This window comes from Paractinoplanes maris (assembly GCF_023544465.1).
GTDB lineage: Bacteria > Actinomycetota > Actinomycetes > Mycobacteriales > Micromonosporaceae > Actinoplanes > Actinoplanes maris.
The window spans coordinates 95,962-117,050 of the sequence record NZ_JALPVL010000012.1; the positions used below are offsets into that span (position 1 = coordinate 95,962).

At 70.7% G+C, this 21,089-nt stretch carries 18 protein-coding genes and 1 pseudogene; 10 read left to right on the forward strand and 9 right to left on the reverse strand.

Annotated elements, in window-relative coordinates:
- Positions 1-8: 8 nt before the first annotated feature.
- The gene (locus NAG42_RS31770; protein ID WP_250035611.1) at positions 9-752 is read right to left on the reverse strand and encodes an alpha/beta fold hydrolase; all 744 of its coding nucleotides are present in this window, start codon (positions 750-752) and stop codon (positions 9-11) included.
- 19 nt (positions 753-771) lie between these two features.
- Positions 772-2,373: a restriction endonuclease gene (locus tag NAG42_RS31775; protein ID WP_250035612.1), complete on the reverse strand. Its 1,602-nt coding sequence runs from the start codon at positions 2,371-2,373 to the stop codon at positions 772-774.
- Positions 2,374-2,749: 376 nt separating this feature from the next.
- Here NAG42_RS31775 and NAG42_RS31780 point away from each other — a divergent pair, with 376 nt between their 5' ends.
- The 4 genes from NAG42_RS31780 (at position 2,750) to NAG42_RS31795 (ending at position 6,630) form a co-directional block, all read left to right on the forward strand.
- On the forward strand, positions 2,750-4,438 hold the full coding sequence (locus tag NAG42_RS31780; protein WP_250035613.1) for an EAL domain-containing protein: 1,689 nt from the start codon (positions 2,750-2,752) through the stop codon (positions 4,436-4,438).
- A gap of 18 nt (positions 4,439-4,456) precedes the next feature.
- A complete protein-coding gene (locus NAG42_RS31785) occupies positions 4,457-4,846 on the forward strand; it encodes a cupin domain-containing protein (protein WP_250035614.1) in 390 nt (129 codons plus the stop codon).
- Positions 4,847-5,048: 202 nt separating this feature from the next.
- Positions 5,049-5,540 (forward strand): MarR family winged helix-turn-helix transcriptional regulator, encoded by a 492-nt coding sequence (locus tag NAG42_RS31790; protein ID WP_250035615.1) that lies wholly within the window; start codon positions 5,049-5,051, stop codon positions 5,538-5,540.
- 4 nt (positions 5,541-5,544) lie between these two features.
- Positions 5,545-6,630, forward strand: coding sequence for an S-(hydroxymethyl)mycothiol dehydrogenase (locus tag NAG42_RS31795; protein WP_250035616.1), 1,086 nt, complete (start codon positions 5,545-5,547; stop codon positions 6,628-6,630).
- On the opposite strand, the gene NAG42_RS31800 is transcribed toward NAG42_RS31795, so the two are convergent.
- Complete coding sequence (locus tag NAG42_RS31800) at positions 6,627-7,961, reverse strand: MGH1-like glycoside hydrolase domain-containing protein (RefSeq protein ID WP_250035617.1); 1,335 nt, start codon at positions 7,959-7,961, stop codon at positions 6,627-6,629. The genes NAG42_RS31795 and NAG42_RS31800 overlap by 4 nt on opposite strands.
- 244 nt (positions 7,962-8,205) lie before the next feature.
- On the opposite strand from NAG42_RS31800, the gene NAG42_RS31805 reads away from it, so the two are divergent.
- Positions 8,206-9,777, forward strand: a complete 1,572-nt coding sequence (locus NAG42_RS31805; RefSeq protein ID WP_250035619.1) for a hypothetical protein — start codon at positions 8,206-8,208, stop codon at positions 9,775-9,777.
- Positions 9,778-9,781: 4 nt separating this feature from the next.
- Here NAG42_RS31805 and NAG42_RS31810 read toward each other — a convergent pair whose 3' ends face one another.
- Positions 9,782-10,843, reverse strand: coding sequence for a DNA polymerase ligase N-terminal domain-containing protein (locus NAG42_RS31810; RefSeq protein ID WP_250035620.1), 1,062 nt, complete (start codon positions 10,841-10,843; stop codon positions 9,782-9,784).
- Positions 10,844-11,032: 189 nt separating this feature from the next.
- On the opposite strand from NAG42_RS31810, the gene NAG42_RS31815 reads away from it, so the two are divergent.
- Together NAG42_RS31815 and ctaD are read left to right on the forward strand one after the other, a co-directional pair.
- Positions 11,033-12,139: an FAD-dependent monooxygenase gene (locus NAG42_RS31815; RefSeq protein WP_250035621.1), complete on the forward strand. Its 1,107-nt coding sequence runs from the start codon at positions 11,033-11,035 to the stop codon at positions 12,137-12,139.
- A 138-nt stretch (positions 12,140-12,277) separates the two neighbouring features.
- Positions 12,278-14,035 carry an aa3-type cytochrome oxidase subunit I gene (gene ctaD, locus NAG42_RS31820; RefSeq protein ID WP_250035622.1) on the forward strand — a complete coding sequence of 586 codons (1,758 nt, stop codon included), beginning with the start codon at positions 12,278-12,280 and terminating at the stop codon, positions 14,033-14,035.
- Positions 14,036-14,219: 184 nt separating this feature from the next.
- On the opposite strand, the gene NAG42_RS31825 is transcribed toward ctaD, so the two are convergent.
- Together NAG42_RS31825 and NAG42_RS31830 are read right to left on the reverse strand one after the other, a co-directional pair.
- The gene (locus NAG42_RS31825; protein WP_284046202.1) at positions 14,220-14,723 is read right to left on the reverse strand and encodes a TetR/AcrR family transcriptional regulator; all 504 of its coding nucleotides are present in this window, start codon (positions 14,721-14,723) and stop codon (positions 14,220-14,222) included.
- Between the two features lie 635 nt (positions 14,724-15,358).
- Positions 15,359-15,679, reverse strand: a complete 321-nt coding sequence (locus NAG42_RS31830) for a DMT family transporter (RefSeq protein WP_250035624.1) — start codon at positions 15,677-15,679, stop codon at positions 15,359-15,361.
- Between the two features lie 69 nt (positions 15,680-15,748).
- Here NAG42_RS31830 and NAG42_RS31835 point away from each other — a divergent pair, with 69 nt between their 5' ends.
- Positions 15,749-15,892, forward strand: a complete 144-nt coding sequence (locus tag NAG42_RS31835) for a hypothetical protein (protein ID WP_250035625.1) — start codon at positions 15,749-15,751, stop codon at positions 15,890-15,892.
- Between the two features lie 1,081 nt (positions 15,893-16,973).
- Here the strand turns inward: NAG42_RS31835 and NAG42_RS44515 are convergent.
- From NAG42_RS44515 to NAG42_RS31850, 3 genes and pseudogenes are all read right to left on the reverse strand, one after another.
- A pseudogene (locus NAG42_RS44515) lies at positions 16,974-18,188 on the reverse strand (MFS transporter); the annotation flags it as partial.
- A gap of 82 nt (positions 18,189-18,270) precedes the next feature.
- Complete coding sequence (locus tag NAG42_RS31845; RefSeq protein WP_250035626.1) at positions 18,271-18,849, reverse strand: isochorismatase family protein; 579 nt, start codon at positions 18,847-18,849, stop codon at positions 18,271-18,273.
- Between the two features lie 9 nt (positions 18,850-18,858).
- Positions 18,859-20,145, reverse strand: a complete 1,287-nt coding sequence (locus NAG42_RS31850) for a nicotinate phosphoribosyltransferase (RefSeq protein WP_250035627.1) — start codon at positions 20,143-20,145, stop codon at positions 18,859-18,861.
- Between the two features lie 106 nt (positions 20,146-20,251).
- On the opposite strand from NAG42_RS31850, the gene clpS reads away from it, so the two are divergent.
- Both clpS and NAG42_RS31860 read left to right on the forward strand, forming a co-directional pair.
- A complete protein-coding gene (gene clpS, locus NAG42_RS31855; RefSeq protein ID WP_250035628.1) occupies positions 20,252-20,542 on the forward strand; it encodes an ATP-dependent Clp protease adapter ClpS in 291 nt (96 codons plus the stop codon).
- Positions 20,543-20,561: 19 nt separating this feature from the next.
- Positions 20,562-21,062 carry a DUF2017 domain-containing protein gene (locus NAG42_RS31860; protein ID WP_250035629.1) on the forward strand — a complete coding sequence of 167 codons (501 nt, stop codon included), beginning with the start codon at positions 20,562-20,564 and terminating at the stop codon, positions 21,060-21,062.
- The last annotated feature ends 27 nt before the right edge of the window (positions 21,063-21,089 follow it).

Below are 21,089 nucleotides of genomic sequence, written 5' to 3' on the forward strand. Positions count from 1 at the left end.
GACAGGTCTTAGACGCTCAGCAGGTGAAGGGCGATCGCCTCGGCCGACCGGCGTGGTGACGTGGTCAGCACGTTGTGCCCGGCCTGACCGATGGTGACCATCGTGCCGCCGGTGATCGCCGCCACCTCGGCCCGCCAGCGCGCCGGCGCGACGGGGTCGAGCGCGCCGGCCAGCACGAGCGGCCGCACCGGCAACTTCACCAGGTCGTCCTCGACCACGTTGCGCACCGAGTGCCCGACGGTCGCGAGCACCCGCCACGGCTTGGCGTCGACGATGTCGCGGGCCAGGATCGGCACCTGCCACGGCGCCTCGACCTGGGTGTCGAGCAGCCAGCGGCCGATCAGCTGCCGGCGGCTGCGACCGCGCGGGTCGGTGGTCGGGGCGGCCAGCACCAGCGCGGCCACCGTCTCGGGCACGAGCAGGGCCAGCCGGGCCGCCACCTCGGCGCCGAACGAGTGCCCGACCACGGCCACCCGGTCCAACCCGCGACCGGCCAGCCAGTCGGCCACCACGGCCGCGTGCTCGCCCACGTCGTAGGCCCGGGCCGGCTTGTCGCTGAGCCCGAAGCCCGGCAGGTCGGGCACGACCACGGGGTGCCGCCCGGCGAGGACGTGCGCCGTCGGCATCAGATAGCGGTGCGACACGGCCAGCCCGTGCAGCATCACCACCGGCAGCCCCGGCACGTCCTCGCACGCGCGGTCATGGAGGTCGAGCCCCGCCGCGCGCGTCCATCCGTGCCGGAACTCGCTCACGTCCGGCTTCAGTACCCGATCATGAGACGGGCATGCGCTCGATCCGGGCCTTCACCCGGCAATAGTTCGAGAGCAGCGTGACCAGGGCCGGGCCGTCGATCAGTTCCAGCGGGCGGCCGGCCACCGCGTCGTACGCCTCGGCCTCGATGCCGCCCAGCGAGACCAGGATGCCCTTGGTCGCCCCGGCCGCCGCCATCGCCCCGGCCAGCGCGTGCACCGCGGCTGATCCGGCCGCCCCGCCCCGCATCGCGAAGACGACCACTGGGCCGCCGAAGACCGGCCGGGGGTCGGTGGCCTGCCACCGGGTGCCCAGGCCGGTGCGGGCCGGCGAGCCCATCTCCAGCCCCATCACGCCGAACAGGTCGGCCAGCTGCTGCTCCCAGGCCGCGTCGGTCAGCGCGACCAGGTTGGGGCGCTCGTCGATCTCGGCCAGGACGTTGAACTCCTCGGTGAAGTCGCGGTCGGCGTCCCGCTCGAAATCGATCTTGGCGGGGACGGCGGCGAGCTCGTCGGGGGCCGTCGACAGCGCGCCTTCCAGGTGCTTCACGCAGGCCACGGGGTCGACCCGGCGCAGCTTGATCGCGGCGAACGTCTCCCGGGCGGTCTGGATCGACACCAGCGTGGGCCGGACGAACCGGCCGGTGCGCCGGTCGATGGTGTCGACGATGCCGTTGAACGACACCTGCCGGACCAGGCCGCCGCGGTCGGCCTCGATCACCTCGTGGATCGTGCGCAGCGTCACCCGGGCGATCACCTCGACGTAGCGGCGGCGGATCTCGGTCTCGTCGCGCGGGATCGCGGTCACGTCGTCGCGGAACCGGTCGTAGCGATACTCCTTGACGTGCGGGATCACCTCGATCGGGGGCAGGTGGTACTCGATCAGCAGGTGGCGCTGCTTGGGCAGGTAGGCCAGCCGGAAGTGCTGCGGGAAGTCGTCGGGGTAGACGGAGTTGCCGAGCACCATCGCGAAGTACTCGACCACCGAGGCCGGGTCGGCGTCGGCCACCGCGGCGGCGAAACGGTCCACCTCGGCGTTGTAGGCCGCGATCCTCGCCTCGTATTTGCGCAGGCTCTCGTCGTACGCCCGCTGCCGGACCACCAGCTGGCGCTTGCGCCGCTGCTCGGCCTCGACCCACCGGGCCCGCGCGTCGTCGTACGCGCGCTGCGCCTCGGCGGTCAACTGCTGGCGCAGGCGATCGCCACCGAGGATCTTGCCGACACCGCGCGGCTGCGGCGGCACGTAGCTCTCCCACCGCGGCTCCGGATGCGGCCGGGCCAGCGGCCCGGGGTCGAACGGCGGCACCTCCATCGGCTTCTTGAACAGCTGGAGGTCGATGTGGTCGTCGACGTCGAGCGTGGAGAGCAGAAGCGCGTCGAGGTCACTCAGCCGTGACCGGATCTCGGCGTTGGCGGCGGCGGTGTCGGCGGTCTTCGCCTCCACGTAGAGCCGCTGGTGCTCCCGTTTGCGGTCGGCGTCGCCCGCGGCCTGCTGGGCGGCGGCTATCGCGTGGTCCGCGTTGCGCCGGATCAGATCGCGCTGATGAGCGGCCGCGGTGTTGGCGCGCTGGCCGGCGAACGCCTGTGTGGCGTGCACCCGCTGCATGTCCCGAATGATGCCCATGCCTCGTCCTCGTTAGGCGGTGGTCCAATCGCCACCATATCCACCCGATTTGGATCTCATCACGCGGCGCGTTCCTGAGGCTGCTCTGCGTGCATGACTCGGGCGCCGGGCGGGTAGCAATCGCACATGGTTCTGCGATCGGCACTGGTAGTGACTGTCCGTCATGGAACACCGGCCCATTCGCTGCGGGGACTACACAGTGCAGCGGTCAACCGATCAGGTAATTCCCTACTCCGATCGGGCTAGAAGGTGCAGCTCGGGGATTTGTTGGCATCCTCGGCAAAACATTCGGGCGGTCGTGCACTGTTATCTCGGCCCGGTGACCGGTCGTAATAGTTCAGAGCGTGGGGACACTCTGGGGGGAGGTGGCGGGCGCATGGCTGCACCCGAACAGTGGCAACGCGTGCCGCTGCCGCGTCAACCTCTCGACGAACGGTCGGCCTGGTTCTCCTACACCGCCACCGGCGACCGGATCATCTGGTCGGCCGCGCTGCGCGCGATGCTGGGCGACCCACCGGCCCAGGACGAGGTGAGCCGCAAGGTTCTCATCCGGTACGTGCACCGCGAGGACCACGCCGAGGCGCTCGCGGCCATCACCAGGGCCTGGACCACCGGCGCCGCGGTCCGCATGACGATCCGCCTGATCCGGGTCGACGGCGGCTGGTTCGACGTGGACTGCCAGGTCGACCCGGTGAAAAGCCCCGACGGCACGGTGCGGGGGATACGTGGCACAGTGACGGATGTCTCGGTCCGCGAACGAGCCCGCCGGGAGAGCGACCGGCTGACCCGGCGGGGCGAGACCGTGCAGGCCTCCCTGGTCGAGCGTGACCCCGCGACCGGCCTGCTCACCCGGGCCCGGTTCGCCGACGAGGTCGACCGCGCGCAGCGCCGGGGTGGCGGCGCGGTGCTGGTGCTTAGGGTGCAGCCCGAGCAGTCCGGGGTGGATGGCGAGGGCGTGCGCCCCGAGCGCAACGCCGACCTGCTGCACCGGGCCGCGCGGGTGCTCGAGGGTGTGATGCAGCAGGGTGCGCTGCTCGGCCGGGTCGGGCCCAACGAGCTCGGCGTCCTGCTGCCCGGCACCAGCTGGCCGATGGCCCGGCGCGAGGCCGAGCTGCTGGTCGAGGCGTTGCGGTCACAGACCTTCGTGCTGCCCGACACGTGGCTGCGGGCGCAGGCCTGGGGCGGGCTCGTCCGGTTCACCCCGGACGGCGATGCCGGCAGCCACGAGCTGCTGATCGACGCCGAGCACGCCTGGCGGCAGTCGCGCGAGGGCGGCACGCCGCTCACGCCGATCCCGCACCCCGTGCCGGCCCGCGACCGGCAGGGCTCCTACCGCAGCCGGGTGGCCGACGCGCTCGACACCGACCGCTTCACCCTCTATGCCCAGCCGATCCTCGAGCTCCAGTCCAACGAGATCACCCGGCACGAACTGCTGCTGCGGGTGCTCGACGAGGCCGACGGCCCGCAGTCGCCGATCCAGGTGCTCGACACCGCCGAGCGGCTCGACGCGGTCTTCGACATCGACCTGTGGGTGGTCGAGCGGGCCATGCAGCTGGCCGCCGATCAGCCAGGCACCTGTCTGCAGATCAACCTGTCCGGCCGCTCGGTGGGCGACCCGCGGCTCACCGACGAGGTCACCCGGCTCATCGCGCAGTACGAGGTGAAGCCCGAGCAGCTGACCTTCGAGATCACCGAGACCGCGCTGATCGGCAACCTGAGCGAGGCGCGACGGTTCGCCGACCGGGTCCGCGAGCTCGGCTGCGAGCTCGCGCTGGACGACTTCGGCTCCGGCTACGCGTCGTTCCGCTACCTGCGGATCTTCCCGATCGACCTGGTCAAGATCGATGGCGAGTACGTGGTCGACCTGGTCGACAACCCGCAGGACCAGGTGCTGGTGCGGGCGCTGGTGCAGGTGTGCCAGGCGTACGGGATCCACACCGTGGCCGAGTTCGTGCAGGACGAGCCGACCCTGCGGCTGCTGCGGGAGCTGGGCGTCGACTACGTCCAGGGCTACCTGATCGGCCGGCCCGCCCCGGTCGTCGAAGGCCGGTTGCCGACGTCCTGAGCGGGGTATACGAGGCTCATGGAGCACTTCACGATTGCCACTGTCGCCGAGCAGAGCCCGGATTTCCGCCGCGTGCTCTGGACCGGGAAGCACACCCAGCTCGTGATCATGACGATTCCGCCGGACGGCGAGATCGGCGAGGAGGTCCACGAGGTGGACCAGATCCTCACCTTCGTCAGCGGCACGGCCAAGGCCATCGTGTCCGGCCAGGAGCGCAACGTCGCCCAGGGTGACCTCGTGATCGTCCCGGCCGGGCGCAAGCACAACTTCCTCAACACCGGGCCCAACCCGCTGGTCCTCTACACCGTCTACGGCCCGCCGGAGCACGCCGACGGCGCGGTGCACAAGACGAAGGAAGAGGCCGACCGGCTCGAGGAAGAGGGCAAGGACGAGCCGCCCTCGAAGTAGCTGAGCAGGAAGCACGACGCCGGCGCCGGACGTGGCCCCCCAGCCGAACCGGTGCCGGCGTCGTGCCGCTTTTGATGACCCCGGTGGTAGCTCCAGCGCAGCGTACTCGGGACAACGTCGGCCGTCGATCGACCCGGCCCCCGTCCGGGCCAACCTGGACCCGGATCGTGACCTGAGTGCCGCCCGCTACTAACCTTCCTGCATGACAGAGCCTCCTGGCGTGGACGAGCCGCGCTGGTTGACCGACGACCAGCAGCAGGCGTGGCGCCGCTTCGTCGAAGTGCTGATCAAGGTGCCCGCGGCGCTCGAGGCGCAACTCCAGCGCGACGCGGGCCTGACCCACATGGGCTACATCGTGCTCGTGAGCCTGAGCGAACAGCCCGACCGGCGGCTCGCCATGAGCAAGCTCGCCAAAGCGGTCAGTGCCTCGCTGTCGCGCCTCTCGCATGTCATCGCCCGCCTTGAGGGCCAGGGCTGGGTGCGCCGCGAACGCGACCCGCAGGACGGCCGGGTGCAGATCGCCGTGCTCACCGAGGAGGGCTTCGGCAAGATCAGGGATTCGGCGCCGGGCCACGTCGAGGCGGTGCAGCAACTCGTCTTCGACCGGCTCACCCCGGCCCAGGCCCGCCAGCTCGCCAAGCTGGCCGAAACTCTGCTCGACCAGCCGTTCGAGGTGCGACTCCCTCTAGGCTGAGCTGATGAGTCAGCGAGTGCAGGGCGTCATCGCCCGCAGCAAGGGTGCCCCGGTCGAGCTCACCACCATCGTGGTTCCCGACCCGGGGCCCGGTGAGGCCGTGGTCGCGATCCAGGCGTGCGGGGTGTGCCACACCGACCTGCACTATCGCGAGGGCGGCATCAACGACGACTTCCCGTTCCTGCTCGGCCACGAGGCCGCGGGCGTGGTCGAGTCGGTCGGCCCGGGCGTCACCGACGTCGAGCCGGGCGACTTCGTCGTGCTCAACTGGCGGGCCGTCTGCGGCGTCTGCCGGGCCTGCAAGAAGGGCAAGCCGTGGTATTGCTTCGCCACGCACAACGCGACACAGAAGATGACGCTCGAGGACGGCACCGAGCTGTCCCCGGCGCTGGGCATCGGCGCCTTCGTGGAAAAGACGCTCGTACACGCCGGACAGTGCACAAAGGTCGACCCACGGGCCCGCGCGGCCGCCGTGGGCCTGCTCGGCTGCGGGGTGATGGCGGGCATCGGCGCCGCGATCAACACCGGCGGCGTGACCCGGGGTGACTCGGTCGCGGTGATCGGCTGCGGCGGGGTCGGCGACGGCGCGGTGGCCGGGGCGGCGCTGGCCGGGGCGACCACCATCATCGCGATCGACACCGACGACGAGAAGCTGGCGTGGGCCCGTAAATTCGGGGCGACCCATACGGTGAACGCCCGCGGCACCGACGTGGTCGAGGCGGTCAAGGAGCTCACCGGCGGCTTCGGCGCCGACGTCGTGGTCGAGGCGGTGGGCCGGCCCGAGACGTACGAGCAGGCCTTCTATGCCCGCGACCTGGCCGGCACGGTCGTGCTGGTCGGCGTGCCGACCCCGGACATGAAGATCGAGCTGCCGCTGCTGGAGATCTTCGGGCGCGGCGGCGCGCTCAAGTCGAGCTGGTACGGCGACTGCCTGCCGACCCGCGACTTCCCGATGCTCACCGACCTCTACCTGCAGGGCCGCCTCGACCTGGACGCCTTCGTGACCGAGGAGATCGCCCTGGGCGGGGTCGAGGAGGCCTTCGGCAAGATGCAGACCGGCGGCGTGCTCCGGTCGGTCGTCGTCTTCTAGGCCGCTTTCGCATAGGCGGGCACGGAGCGGTCGGCCAGCAGGTCGAGGGCCAGGGCGGCGGTCCAGCTGAAGGTGGGCGCGCCCAGGCCCTCGCCGGTCGCCGGGTGGAAATACTCGAAGTGGCCGTTGCGGTGCACCAGGCGCACCATCGCCGCGCGCAGCTCCTCGGCCTCGTCGCGCCGGCCGTGCATGAGCAGGCCGCGGCGCAGCAGCCAGTTCATGTTGATCCAGACCGGGCCGCGCCAGTAGCGCATGGTGTCGAAATCGGTCGCCGTGCGGTCGTAGCTGGGCGCGGGGAACCCGAACCGCTCCGACCGCACCTCGGCCAGGATGCCCTCGACCTGTTCGGCGGGCAGGTCGGGCAGCAGCAGCGGCATGAACCCGCTGACACAGCGGGCCGGGCTGAGCTTGCCGGTGCGGACGTCGCGCGCGTGGAAGGTACGGGTGCGGGGATTCCACAGGTGGGCGACTATCGCGGTGGTGATGCGGTGGGCCCGCTCGCGGTGGGCGGCCGCTTCCGCCGTACGCCCGAGAACGCCCGCGATCTGGGCCAGGGCGAGCTCGGCGGCGCCCCGGATCGCGTTGAACGACGGGCATTCCACGGCCAGGTCGTGGCGGCTCAGCAACCCGGTGTCCGAATAGCCCTCGGCCCGATAGCTGAGGACCAGACCGACGTACCGGGCGTAGTCGCGATCGGTCGGGCGGTGCGCCGCGTCGGCCACGTCGAGGTCGCGCCGGCGAAAGGTGGTGAGCAACGACAGGTCGGCGGGCACATTCGCCATCGCCTCGTCCCAGGCCGGGCTGTTGTCCAGGCCCGACTCCCAGGGATGCACGATGCTCGCCAGCCCGCCACCGCCCAGGTCCCGGCGGGCGATGAGGTATTCCTGCTGGGCCACCAGACGCGGATAGAGCCAGGCCAGCTCGGCCTGCGCCTGCTGCACACAGGCCGCACCGTGGGCCGCCGCGCGGCGATAGACCTTCCAGGCCGCGACCGCGTGCAGGGGCGGCTGGACGATGCCGGTGCTCCCGTTGACCGGCCTTTTCCCGTACGCGGGAACGCCCCAGAAGGCCGGGCCGGGGAAATAGCCGGACTCGGCGGTCGCGGGGTCGAAGACGATGTGCGGCACCCGGCCGTCGGGCCACTGGGCCTCGAACAGGCTGCGCAGGTCACGCCAGGCGCGAGCCGGGTTGACGTACGCCAGCCCGATGGCGGTGAACGCGGTGTCCCAGCTCCATTGGTGGGGATAGAGGCGGCGGGACGGGACCATGTGGTCGCCCGACCAGTTCGTCTCGAGGACGTCGGCGGCGGAGTTCCAGAGTTCGGCAGACATCTCGATCACCGATGCGGAGGGCTGGGGAGTTGCGGGGTGCATCTGATCAAAGGACCTTTCCGCTGCGGGCGCCGGTGAAACCTCGGCGACGGACACCGGACCTGCATGCTTCAGGGATCTGCCGGCTCGCGGACGGACCGCGGGTGCGCCGATCCGTCGGATAACGATCGGATAACCGGGTCACGCGGGCGCGGCGGCAGTCCTAGGCTGCGCGGGTCTGATCGGGTCATCCGGAGGAGCCACGGTGCGTCCATCCCTCGCTCGCCGCCTGCTCGCCGCGCTGGCGGCGCTCACTGTGGTCTTCGTCGCGGCGCCGCCGGCCCAGGCCGCGCCGGCCAAGGTCGACTTCTTCGTCAAGGACTACACGCTCGCGCCCGGCGCCGACGCCGAGCTCTACACGTTGCTCTTCGCCGACCGGCGGCTCCCGGTCGCCCGCGGCGCGGTCAACCTGGTCTACCGGTTCATCGACCAGGGCGCGGGTTTCCACCTGCAGGAAGCCGGCCACCCGAACAACTGCAGCGTGCGGCAGCCCGACCTGCTCGAGCTGACCTGCGGCGCCGAGGTCGAGGCGCTCACCCCGGCCGGCGTCGAGTCCAACGTGGTCGGCTGGGTGAGCGCCGGGGACGACGCCGTCGTGGGCCGGGTCGCCACGCTCACGGCGACGATGACGGTCCGCGGTTTCGCCCCGGTCACCCGCACCGCCCGCATCCGCGTCGGCGAGCCGGTCAGCCTGCGCAGCACCGACACCGCCCAGGACACCGCGGCCCCGCCGGGCGGCTCGATCGACGTGCCGCTGACCGTCTCCAACGCCGGATCGCAACCGATCCGGGGGACCGGTCTCTACGCGTACTCGCAGTACTCGTTCGAAGCGCGCACCCAGTTCAGCAACTGCTACTACCTCGACGGTCAGCTGCGCGGCTGCGCCTTCGACCAGACCCTCGCGCCGGGCGCCAGCTATCGGCTCACCCTGCCGCTCCGCATGCGCAAGGACACGTACGGCCCGAGCCTGCAGTACAGCGACTGGCGGTGGTTCAGCAAGGACGAGTTCGCCGACTGGCGCGGGTACGTGGAGAAGGGCGGGTTCGACCCGCTCGGCACACCCGGCCGCGGCGGCGTGCTGCGCCTCACCGAGATCGCCACCGCGAAGGCCGATCCGCCGCAGGCGCTCGATCAGTACGTCTCGGACGGGATGGTCGTGTCGGTCACCGGCCGGCACTCGACCGACCTGGCCGCGGTCGGTGCCCGCGCCGCCGGCTCGAAGGGCTCGGTCGTCCCGGTTCAGGTCGGCATCCGCAACAGCGGGCCGGCCACCATCGACCGCACCCGGGTCAACGCGCCGTGGCCGAACGCGCGGGTCTTCATCCCGAAGGGCACCACCGCGGTGCGGGTACCGGACATCTGTTTCCCGATGACCGATCGCGGGGTGGTCGACTACGGGCACGGGGGCAAGCCGGGAGAAGCGCGCTACAGCTGCTATCTGGACCTGTTGCTCCGGGTCGGGTTCGTCGACCCGCTGACCTTCGGCCTGCGGATCGACCAGGTGATCCCGGGTGCGGTCGGCTCGGTCAAGGTGGACGCGCCGGCCGAGGAGCTGAACAAGGCCAACAACTCGGCTTACATCGTGCTCAACGGAGCCGTCGAGTCTCCCGGTCAGCCGACTCCCGGCCAGCCTTCGGGCGGCGGGTCCTCGGGCGGCGGCTCTTCCGGGGGCGGCGGCGGTCTACCGATCACCGGACCGGCGGGTGGCCTGGCCGGGCTTCTGCTGGTGCTCGGTGGGGTGGCCGTGGTGCTGCTGACCCGCCGGCGTCGCGCCTGATCGGTCAGGCGCTCACCGCCAGCCAGAGGCGGCTGCGGCGGCCGGGCAGATAGGGGGAGTCGAGGCGTTTCGCGACGACCCCGGCCAAGCCCTGGGCGCCCGCCGCCTCGAGCGCGAACTGGCCGCCGCCGGAGAAGTAGGGCGGCGTCTGCCAGTGCTCGCCGGTCACCGCCAGTCCCTCCAGCAGCTCGCGGCGCTCGGCGTAGCGCAGCGCCTCCACCGTGCTGTGCCCTTCCAGCCACAACAGGTCGTAGGCCAGGAAGTGCACGGGGGTGCGCTCGGCGGCCCGCTTGGCCGCCGCCGAGTCCTTCGGAGCCCGGCGCCGCTCCAGCAGCGCGGGGTCGGGCAGCGTCACTATCTCCCCGTCGAGAACCGCCTCGATCGGCGCCAGTGCCGGGCCCAGCGGCCGGATCTCGGGATACCAGCTGGTCACGTCCTCGCCGTCGGCGTTCAGCAGGCGGACGCGACCGCCCGAGACGTACGCGATGACCCGCCGGCCGCCCCAGGCCATCTCGTAGCCCCACTCCGCGTCGTCGTCCGCGACCGGCAAATGGGCTGCCTTCACGGCCAGCATCGGCGCCACCGCCTCGGGCATCGACTCCCAGCCCGGCTCGGGCGGATCCATCCGGCGGACCATCCAGTCGTTGCCGCCGGTCTGGAAGAAGACGTACCGCCCGTTCGTCCGGTCGCCGTGGAAGGTCACGCCGATCTCGTCGTCGCGCCACTTGCCGGTCTCGTAGGTACCGCGGTCGAAGATCGTCATGCGGCCGCCGCCGTACTCGCCGGCCGGGATCTCGCCGCTGAACTCCAGATATTCGAGCGGATGGTCCTCGGTGTGTTTGGCCAGGTTGTTGCGGTGCTGGTCGCGCGGGAGGCCGCGCGGCACGGCGAACGAGACGAGCACGCCGTCGCGCTCCAGCCGGACATCCCAGTGCAGACTGCGGGCGTGGTGCTGCTGGATGACGAACCGCTGCATCGGCTCCTCGGCGGAGGTGTCATCGGGGATGGGCTCGGGCGTCCGCGCCGCGTCCCGCTTGCGCCGATACTCCGCCAACCGGTCCGTCATGGCGCCATTGTCTTCCCGGCCGGGGCAGAAATACACGGGCGTAATTCGTCATCCGTGTGTGCGAGGGTGGGGGCATGGTAGCCAAGGGAACAATTCGGAACTCTCGATGACCGTGGGTTTCCCCCGACAGTGGCTCGGGGTAGTGTCTTGGCTCCGACGCGTGTCCGACGGGTGGGAGGCAAGGCTGCGATGACGTTGCGCATCCTGGTGGTGGGCGCCGGCATCGCGGGGCTGGCCGCCGCGCGAGCCCTGCGTCTCGCCGGCTTCCGGCCCGACGTGGTCGAGGAGCTTCCGGCCACCATGCTCCCCGGCGCGGGCATCTATCTCCCCGGCAACGCGTTGCGCGCTCTCCGCCAGCTCGGCCTCGACGCGCCGCTGCGGCCCCTGGGCGACCTCATCTTCCGGCAGGTCTTCCTCGACGCGCGGGGCCGTGAGCTCTTCGAGATGGATGTGGCCGGCCTCTGGGCCGGCGTCGGCGAGTCCCGCGCGCTGTCCCGGGCCGACCTCCAGCAGGTGCTGCTGACCGGGGTCGGCGGCGAGGTGCGCTACGACACGGCTGTCCGCGATCTCGAGATCTTCGACCAGACGGCCAAGGTCGAGTTCGGCGACGGCACCGTCGCGGAGTACGACCTGGTCGTCGGAGCCGACGGGCGCCGCTCGACGATCCGCACCAAGGCCGGGCTCGGGGGCGCGGCCTCGCCCACCGGTCAGATCGTCTACCGCTCGGTGATCACCGGCGGGCCCGCGCTCAGCGACTGGACGGCGCTGCTGGGGCGCCGGTCGTCCTTCGTGGCCATGCCGATGGGCAGCCGCAGGCTCTACTTCCACGCCGACGAGACCGCCCCCGACGCCCCCAACCCCGACGACCCGATCGCCCGGGTGCGCGAGCTGTTCACCGGCTTCGGCGGCCCGGTCCCGGCGATCCTCAACGCGCTGGAAAAGGTGCAGGTCGCCCGCACCGACGAGGTTGTGCTCGACAGCTGGTCGCGCGGGCCGGTCGTGCTGGTCGGTGACGCGGCCCACGCCACCGCGCCCACTTTGGCCCAGGGTGCCGCCATGTCGTTCGAGGACGCGGTGGTCCTCGGCGAAGAGCTGCGGAAACTCCCGGGCGACATCCCCGCCGTGCTCACGGCGTACGAGGAACGTCGCCGTCCCCGGTGCGCCGAGGTGCGCGATCGCACGCGCGAGCGGGATCGCACCCGGGACGTGCCACCCGCGCTGCGCGACCCCATGCTGCGCCGTCGTGGCCTGCGGATCTTCTCCGACCACTACCGTGCGCTGGTGCAACCCGCCTAGGTGGCCGACCGAAAACGCTGGTGACCTGTTTGGTCACCCCCCGCCCGCGGGATGCCGGTGGGGGACTATTCTGCCTGCGAGGTACGCCTTCGATCTTCGGCGTGCTGAGAGGGACGAACGAGACAACGGAGGCTATTCGTGACGACCGTTGCGCCTAAGCCGATCGTGACCCGGCCATATCCGGTCCGGCGGCAGGTCAAGGGTTCGGCTCTGGCCCGAATCCTGCGCACGACGGACGCGAAGCAGATCGGGATCATGTACATGATCACGGCCTTCGTGTTCTACATGCTCGGTGGCCTCATGGCGTTGCTGATGCGCACCGAGCTGGCTCGCCCGGGCATGCAGCTGCTGTCGCCCGAGCAGTACAACCAGCTGTTCACGATGCACGGCACGATCATGCTGCTGTTCTTCGCGACGCCGATCGTCTTCGCCTTCGCGAACTTCGTGGTGCCGATCCAGATCGGCGCGCCCGACGTGGCCTTCCCGCGGCTGAACGCGTTCGCCTACTGGCTCTACCTGTTCGGCGGCACGATCACGATCGGCGGGTTCTTGACCCCGGGCGGCGCGGCCGACTTCGGCTGGTTCGCCTACACCCCGCTGAGCGACGGGCTGCACTCGCCCGGCGTCGGCGGCAACATGTGGGTCGTCGGCCTGGCCCTCTCGGGTCTGGGCACGATCCTCGGTGGCGTCAACCTGATCACCACGGTGCTCACCCTGCGCGCCCCCGGCATGACGATGTTCCGCATGCCGATCATGACGTGGAACATCCTGGTCACCAGCCTTCTGGTGATCATGGTCTTCCCGTTCCTGGCGGCCGCACTGTTCGCTCTCGCCGCCGACCGTGTGCTCGGTGCCCATGTCTTCGACGTGGACACCGGCGGCCCGATGCTGTGGCAGCACCTCTTCTGGTTCTTCGGCCACCCCGAGGTCTACATCGTGGCGCTGCCGTTCTTCGGCATCATCACCGAGGTCATCCCGGTCTTCAGCCGCAAGCCCGTCTTCGGCTACAAGGGCCTGGTCGCCGCGACGCTGCTGATCGCCGCGCTGTCGATGTCGGTGTGGGCGCACCACATGTTCGTCACCGGCCAGGTGCTGCTGCCGTTCTTCAGCTTCCTGAGCTTCCTCATCGCGGTGCCGACGGGCATGAAGTTCTTCGTGTGGATCGGCACGATGTGGCGCGGCCAGATCAGCTTCGAGACACCGATGCTGTTCGCGATCGGCTTCCTCGTGACGTTCCTCTTCGGTGGTCTGTCCGGTGTGCTGCTGGCCTCGCCGCCGATCGACTTCCACGTGTCCGACTCGTACTTCGTGATCGCCCACTTCCACTACGTGCTGTTCGGCACGATCGTGTTCGCGGTGTTCGCCGGCATCTACTTCTGGTTCCCCAAGATGTTCGGCCGGATGCTCGACGAGCGCCTGGGCAAGATTCACTTCTGGCTGACGTTCCTCGGCTTCCACGCCACGTTCCTGGTGCAGCACTGGCTGGGCACCAAGGGCATGCCGCGCCGCTACGTCGACTACCTGGCCAGCGACGGCTTCACGTTCCTGAACACGTTCTCGACGATCGGCTCGTTCGTGCTGGGCCTGTCGACGCTCCCGTTCGTCTACAACGTGTGGAAGTCCTACAAGGTCGGCCAGCTGGTCACCGTGGACGACCCCTGGGGCCACGGCAACTCGCTCGAGTGGGCTACCTCGTCCCCGCCGCCGCTGCGCAACTTCGACAAGATGCCCCGCATCCGCTCGGAGCGCCCGGCCTTCGACGCGAAGTTCCCGGAGCTGGCGGCCGGCGAGCAGTCCATCGCCGGCCCACCCGAGGGCGGTGCCCGCCCCCTGACCCGAGAGTCGGACGGCGGCGCCACCTACCCGGAGGACACCGGAGCCAACCGAGACAACTGATACACCAGAAACGGCCCGCCGCGAGGCGGGCCGTTTCGCGCTCCACCCCCGCCCCCTGCGAAGCCGTCACCGTCCGCTCGCCTTCCCTCGGGACCCGGGCGTCCCCCGTGCCTGGTCGGCCGGCCGATGAGCGAGTGCCGCGGGCCACGCCCAGTTCCTCGGACGCGGGCAGCCTCGGTGGGCCCTAAGCGAGGCCGGCCAGGCGACGGATCGTGACGGTCAGCGCGCCGGCGTCCACGTCACGACCGGTGATCAGGGCCTGGAGGGTCACGCCGTCGAAAAGGGCGACCAGGTCGCGGGCGGCGTCGCGTCCCAGGTGGGGTTCCAGCAGGTCATGCATGCCGGTCAACCAGGCCATGGCCAGGGGGCGCAGAGCGGGGTCGCGGCCGGCCGCTACGTAAAGCTCACACTCGATCTGGGCACGCGGACGGTCGGTGAGGTACTCGGCGATGAGGCCGGCCACCGCGGCGGGTATGTCGGTGGCCGTGCGAAGTCGCTCGGCCCACGTCTGGAAGTCGGTCTGCAGGTCAACCGCCGCCAGCCGCAGCCCGGCGGCGATCAGGTCGTCCAGCGTCGGGAAGTAATACGTGGTCGCCCCGAGCGGCAGCCCGGCCCGGGCGGCAACGGCCCGATGGGTGGTCCGGCCGATCCCGACCTCGGAAATCACTTCAAGTGCCGCGGCGGCCAGCGCACGGCGCCGGGCCTCCGGATCGCGGGCCCGTTGCGGCCGGCGACCGGCCGCGGGTTCCGGGTCGTTCCGCCGCCGGGCCGGCTGGTCGGGCGCCGGGCTGTCGTCGTGCCCCGGCTCGCGATCACTGCGCCTGCGCCCCGGTCGCGCCTTCGCCGGACCGCTCCGCGAAGTCTCCGCCGCATCAACCCGCCGCCGCCCCGGCCCCGACCTGGCCGGAGCCTCAAATCGGTCCGCCGGACCATCTGCCGCCGCCACCAGTTGGGTGGCGGCCTCCGCGTGCGAACCAGCCGTATTCGCCCGCGCCGGCGCTGCTGCTTCCGCCGCTGTGGCGTTCGCGGTCCCCGGCGCTGCTGCTTCCGCTGCTGTGGTGTTCGCGGGTCCCGCCGCTGCTGCTTCCGCTGCTGATGTTTTCGCGGCGGATGGTGCTGGGTCGGCTGATGTCGCTGTGGAGGGCGCGTGTGCTGGAACAGCGGCGATTTCGTCGCGCTGTTCAGTGTTCGACTGCGGCGTTCCGGAGGTGAGGGAGGCGGGGTGCTGCTGCCCCTCGGACGCTGGTGTCCGCCGGCGCTCGTGAGGTGGGCGTCGAGGCGGCTCGGGTGACGAGGAGTAGTTGGAGGGGGGAGCGGAATCACTCAATGGGCACCGCCCAGATTCACGGTCACTACGCCGGCGATGATGAGACTGACGCCGATGACCTTAACGGTCGTGAGCGGCTCGCCCAGGAAGACCGCGCCGATGGCGACGATCGCGGCGGTGCCGAGAGCGGACCAGACGGCATAGACGACGCCCACCGGCAGGTCCTTCACGACAAGTGAGAGCGCGGCGAACGAGACCACGTAGCCGGCGATGCAACCGACTGTGGGCCACAGCCGAGAGAAGCCCTCCGTCGACTTGAGCATGCTCGTCGCCAGCACCTCCGCGCTGATCGCGACCAGCAGAAACACGTAGGGCACGGCGGTCCTTCTCTCAACTTGTACGGACGTACAAGTACGAACGTACAAGAAGGCTGCGCTGATGCCGAAGTGACGTTCGCCACCGCAACTCAAGACGGCGCCCGACCTGCCACCCGCAAGGCCAGCCGGGCCTCGACGCCGTTGTGGCAGGCGCTGTTCCAGACCTTTTCCGTAGCGGCCCACCCGAACTGGAACCTGCTCGTTCAGGCGTAGAAAGCTCGCGACTTCGCCCGCACCGGGCCCGCGGCGGGCCGTCTTTGATTCCGGTCGAACCGCGCCTGCACCATCGTCGCGGCGGCCGTTCGCAGTGACGCCGTGATGGGGAGAAGGCGAGATCCGGGTCGCTCGTCCGGCGGCCGACCGCATTGCCGGCCATCCGAATTGCCGGCCATCCGATCCGGGACTTCGGCCAGCCCACGGACAACCACAGGTTTTGCCCGCCGGTGGCACCGAGGCGGCCGCGTGCCGGCTGAGGCTTTGGTGGCCAGCGTGGATGCCGAGCGAAACTGTGCCGTCTCCCGCGCGCCGGCCCGGCCGGTCGTGGGCGTGGTGACTGCTCGCGCGGGCTGACGACGACCCGGCAGGGTAGTGCCCCACTGGTCACCTTTGCCGTCGCCTCTCGCGGCGGCGTGCGCGAACGCGTCCAGACAACTCGCGTGTGCCTACGTGGGGCCCGACGCGACAGGGTGGGTGCAGGCGGGATGGGCGCGTGACGTCAGGGGCGGCCCGCGGGGAGGGCGTCCCCCTGGGCGGTGGGATCCGGGCCGGAGGTCGCAGGGCGGAACTGGCTCGAGGGCCGTTGAGCTCGGGTCGCCTCGGCCTCGGCGACGGTGGTGATCTCGCTCGCGGCGGCCGCGGCTACGGCGGATGCCGGGATGGCTGGTTCTCCCGCAGCCGGCTCGGCGGCGACTGGCACGTCGGAAGCTGACATGGCCGGTCGATCACCGGACAGCTCGTTGCTGATGACCGCGATGTCCGGAGCCGTCGTGCGTGATGCTGCGGTGGCTGGTGCGGCCTTGATTGTGGCTGGCGCCGCTGTGGCTGGAGTTACCGTCGCTGATGCTGTTGTGGCTGGAGCGGTCGCGGCTGACGTTGCCGGCGCTGGAGCGGTCGCGGCTGACGTTGCCGGCGCTGGAGCGGTCGCGGCTGACGTTGCCGGCGCTGGAGCGGTCGCGGCTGACGTTGCCGGAGCTGCAGTGGCCGCGGCTGACGTTGGTGGCGCTGTAGTGGCAGCAGTTGGGGCCGTAGTGGCTCGGGCTGCCATGTGCGAGGCCGCCATGTCTGAGGCCGCCATGTCTGCGGCTGTCTTGGCTGGAGATGTGGGGGTGGAGGCGAGCTTGGTGTGAGGGCGCCGTAGGACGGTGGGGAGGACCACCAAGGCGATGAGGAGGCCGGCGCCGCCTACGGTGACGAAACCCCACGGTGGGGAGAAGGTGTCGGCGGCGAAGCCGGCCAGGGGGCCGCCGAGGGCCACGCCGACTGTGAGGGCCGAGTTGTGCAGGCCCAGGGCTTCGCCTCGGGCGGCGGCGGGGATCATGCGGCTGATGGCGTCGGCCGTGGAGGTGATCAAAGGGGCGCAGAGGGCGCCGGCTGGGATGAGCAGCAGGGCCAGCAGCCACCAGTGGGAGCTGCCGGCGCTGACCAGCATCGTGGCGACGGCCATCGGCGTCAGCAGCAGGACGGGGGGCAGGGCGCGCTGGATCGTGCCGTAGGCGAAGCCGCCGACCAGCGAGTAGAAGGCCCAGAGCGTCATCACCAGGCCGGTCCAGCCGAGCTCGCCGTTGTCGCGCAGGACGGCGACGACCGAGACGTCGGTGCCCGAGAGGACCAGGGTGGCGGCCATCGTGACGAGCAGGATGGCGACGAAGCGCGGCTTGAGCCAGCTGCGCCGGGGGACCCGCTCGCCGGCCGTGATGGGTGCCTCGTGGGCGGCGCGGACGGGCGGGTCGAGCAGCCACAGGCCGACGCCGGAGATCAGGATGCCGGCGCCGATGCCGAGCATCGCCCAGCGCGGGCCGGCCGTCGTGGCGACCAGCACACCCAGCGCGGGGCCGCTCATGAAGGCGATCTCGGTGGAGATCGAGTCGAGCGCGAAGGCCGGAAGGCGTTGCGCCTCGGGGGTCAGGGCGCTGATCGACTGGCGGGCCACGGAGAACGCGGGCAGCGACAGCAGGCCGCCGAACAGGGCCATGACCAGCAACGCCCAATAGGGCGCAGCCGGGGCCAGCGACCAGAAGAGCACCTCGGCCACGGTGGTGAGCACGAGCACCAGGCGCAGCCCGCGCCGGTCGACCAGGCGGCCCATCAGCGGGGCGCCGACCGAGCCGCCGATCGTGAACGCCGCCCCGATCAGACCGGCCGCGCCGTAACCCCGGCCGAGGTCCATGACCACATGGAGGGTGAGGACGACGGCCCCGGCCGCGATCGGGATGCGCGCCAGCGTCGCCACCGCCAGCAACGATCTGATGCCGGGCAGGGCGAGGGTGTCGCGGTAAGGCTTGAGAAGCATTTTGATCCTGACCTCCGAGGCTCATCCTGCCCCGGGGGTACGACAAAAAACCAACCGCTCAAGCCGTCACGAACAAGGCGGATCAGGACGAGACGACCGGCGCCCCCGTCGTCTCGATCGACGCCGACTTGAACTGCTCGATGGCGGCCGCTGTCGTCCCGGCCGCGACACCGGCCGTCAGCTCCAGCAACACCGTCGTGTCGAAGCCCTCGGCCTTCGCGTCGAGCGCGGTGGCTCGTACGCAATGGTCTGTGGCGATGCCCACCAGCTCGACCTCCGTCACACCCCGCTCGCGCAGCCACCCGGCGAGGGTCTCGCCGGCCTCGGTGTGGCCCTCGAAGCCCGAATACGCCGCCTGGTGCTCACCCTTGTGGAAGACCGCCTCGATGCGGTCGGTCGCCAGCTCGGGGTGGAAATCGGCGCCGCCCGAGCCGACCACGCAGTGCGCCGGCCAGGTGTCCCGGTAGTCGGGGTGGTCGCTGAAGTGGTTACCCGGGTCGATGTGCCAGTCCTTGGTGGCGACCACGTGATCCCATCGCTGCCCGGCCTTGCTCAGCACCAGCGAGACACCCGCGGCGACCGCGGCGCCCCCGGTGACGGCCAGCGAGCCGCCCTCGCAGAAGTCGTTCTGGACGTCGACGATGATCAGCGCTCGTGTCACAGGGAACCCCTAACTGGTCGGGACGATGGTGACCGGGACGGCCGGGTCGCCGGCGGAGAGCTTCAGACCCTCCCACGGTATCGAGATCAGGCACTGCCGCAGGTGTTCCCGGGACTCCGGCAACGTCGGTGTCTCGACCACTTCGCCGCCCACCACCAGGGTGCGCTGCAGCAGCCGGTCGTTGGCGGCGTGGTCGGGCACGCCCTGCGACACCACGACCTCCTCGATCGCCGTGCCGGTGGGCTTGTGCCGGCGTACGGCGGTCTTGCGGCCCCCGATGGTCGCTTTGTTCTCCGAGCGCTTGACGACCGGGCGGCCCTCAACCTCGACCAGCTTGTAGACCATGCCCGCGGTGGGCGCGCCCGAGCCCGTGACCACGGCCGTGCCCGCGCCGTACATGTCGACCGGCTCGGCGGCGAGCGTGGCGATCGCGTACTCGTCCATGTCGCCGGAAACGATGATCTTGGTCTCGGTGGCGCCGAGCGAGTCGAGCAGCTCCCGCGAGTGCTGGGCCAGCACCGACAGGTCGCCCGAGTCGATGCGTACGGCTCGCAGATCGGGCCCGGCCACGGCGATCGCGTTGCGGATGCCCTGGCTGATGTCGTACGTGTCGACCAGCAGCGTGGTGTTCTTGCCGAGCGCGGCCACCTGGGACGCGAAGGCGGCCGGCTCGTCGTCGTGCAGCAGCGTGAACGCGTGCGCCGAGGTGCCGGTGGTCGGGATGCCGTAGCGGGCGCCCGCCGCGAGGTTGGACGTGGACGCGAACCCGGCCAGGAAGGCGGCCCGGGCGGCCGCGATGGCGGACTCCTCATGCGTACGCCGGGAGCCCATCTCGATGATCGGCCGGCCGCGCGCCGCGGTGACCATCCGGGCGGCCGCCGAGGCCACCGCCGAATCGTGGTTGAGCACCGAGAGGATCAGCGTCTCGAGCACCACACACTCGGCGAACGTGCCGGTGACCGTCATGATCGGCGAGCCCGGGAAATAGAGCTCGCCCTCGGCGTAGCCGTCGATGTCGCCGGTGAAGCGATAGCCGGCCAGCCACCGGGCGGTCGTCTCGTCGACGATGTCCGCCCCGCGCAGGAAGTCGATGTCGGCCGAGCCGAAGCGGAACTCGCGGATCAGCTCGAGCAGCCGGCCCGTCCCGGCCACCACGCCGTAGCGCCGGCCACCGGGCAGGCGGCGGGCGAAGACCTCGAAGACGCAGCGCCGGTCGGCCGTGCCGTCCCGCAGGGCGGCGCTGACCATGGTCAGCTCGTACTGATCGGTCATCAGCGCGGGGGCGTAGGTGTTCACGGAACCCACCCTATTGCGCCCGGCGGCCCCTTACGAACCGCGTCCTGACCTGCGGTTCGGTGTTCCGGTTCACCGATGCGGCGAAACCGGTGGCAACATGGGGGGCATGGCGATGCCGCAGGTCGCTCCCGTCGAGAGCCCCGAGATCGAGGAGGCACCAGCCGATGATCGGCCGTGGGTGACCATCGTCTGGGATGATCCGGTCAACCTCATGTCATACGTGACCTGGGTTTTTCAGAAGCTCTTCGGCTACTCGAAGGAGAAAGCCGAGGCGCTGATGCTCGACGTGCACACGAAGGGCCGGGCGGTGGTCAGTTCGGGTGCGCGCGAGCGTATGGAGATGGACGCAAATCAGCTGCACGGATACGGTCTCTGGGCGACGGTGGACCGGGACTGAACACCGCGGGAGAGGGCAGATGTTCCGACGCAACGGCAGCACGTGCGTGGCCACGTTCGCGGTCGACGAGGTGCGCGTCCTGCGCAAGGTCGCCGGTGAGGTGGTCGGCCTGCTGACCGACGGCATGGATCACACCGATCCGGTCGTCAGCCGGCTCTTCCCCGACATCTATCCGGATCGTCCGGACGATTCCGAGGAGTTCCGCCTCTACACCGAGGGGGATCTCAAAACCGGCAAGATCGATCAGGCCGGGGCGATCCTCGCGGCCCTGCCCGACGAGGGCGAGGGTGAGGTACGCCTCGACGGCGAGGCCGCCGAGGCCTGGCTGCGGGCGATCAACGACGCCCGGCTCGCGATGGGCACCCGGCTCGACATCCAGGCCGACACCGACCTGAGCGCCGAGCTCGACGACGCCGTGCTGCACGACCCCGGCTCCAGCCGGGTGTTCCAGCTGAGCGTGTACGCCTACCTGGGCTACCTGCAGGAGTCGCTGCTCAACGCCTTGCCCGAAATCGAGTGAGCCGCGCCACGCGAGGCTCGCTCAATT

Bases quoted from the DNA above. Each gene is read 5' to 3' on its own strand.
- NAG42_RS31775 (WP_250035612.1), bottom strand. From the start codon at position 2,373: ATGGGCATCATTCGGGACATGCAGCGGGTGCACGCCACACAGGCGTTC.
- NAG42_RS31780 (WP_250035613.1), top strand. From the start codon at position 2,750: ATGGCTGCACCCGAACAGTGGCAACGCGTGCCGCTGCCGCGTCAACCT.
- NAG42_RS31785 (WP_250035614.1), top strand. From the start codon at position 4,457: ATGGAGCACTTCACGATTGCCACTGTCGCCGAGCAGAGCCCGGATTTC.
- NAG42_RS31790 (WP_250035615.1), top strand. From the start codon at position 5,049: ATGACAGAGCCTCCTGGCGTGGACGAGCCGCGCTGGTTGACCGACGAC.
- NAG42_RS31795 (WP_250035616.1), top strand. From the start codon at position 5,545: ATGAGTCAGCGAGTGCAGGGCGTCATCGCCCGCAGCAAGGGTGCCCCG.
- NAG42_RS31800 (WP_250035617.1), bottom strand. From the start codon at position 7,961: ATGTCTGCCGAACTCTGGAACTCCGCCGCCGACGTCCTCGAGACGAAC.
- NAG42_RS31810 (WP_250035620.1), bottom strand. From the start codon at position 10,843: ATGACGGACCGGTTGGCGGAGTATCGGCGCAAGCGGGACGCGGCGCGG.
- NAG42_RS31815 (WP_250035621.1), top strand. From the start codon at position 11,033: ATGACGTTGCGCATCCTGGTGGTGGGCGCCGGCATCGCGGGGCTGGCC.
- clpS (WP_250035628.1), top strand. From the start codon at position 20,252: ATGGCGATGCCGCAGGTCGCTCCCGTCGAGAGCCCCGAGATCGAGGAG.
- NAG42_RS31860 (WP_250035629.1), top strand. From the start codon at position 20,562: ATGTTCCGACGCAACGGCAGCACGTGCGTGGCCACGTTCGCGGTCGAC.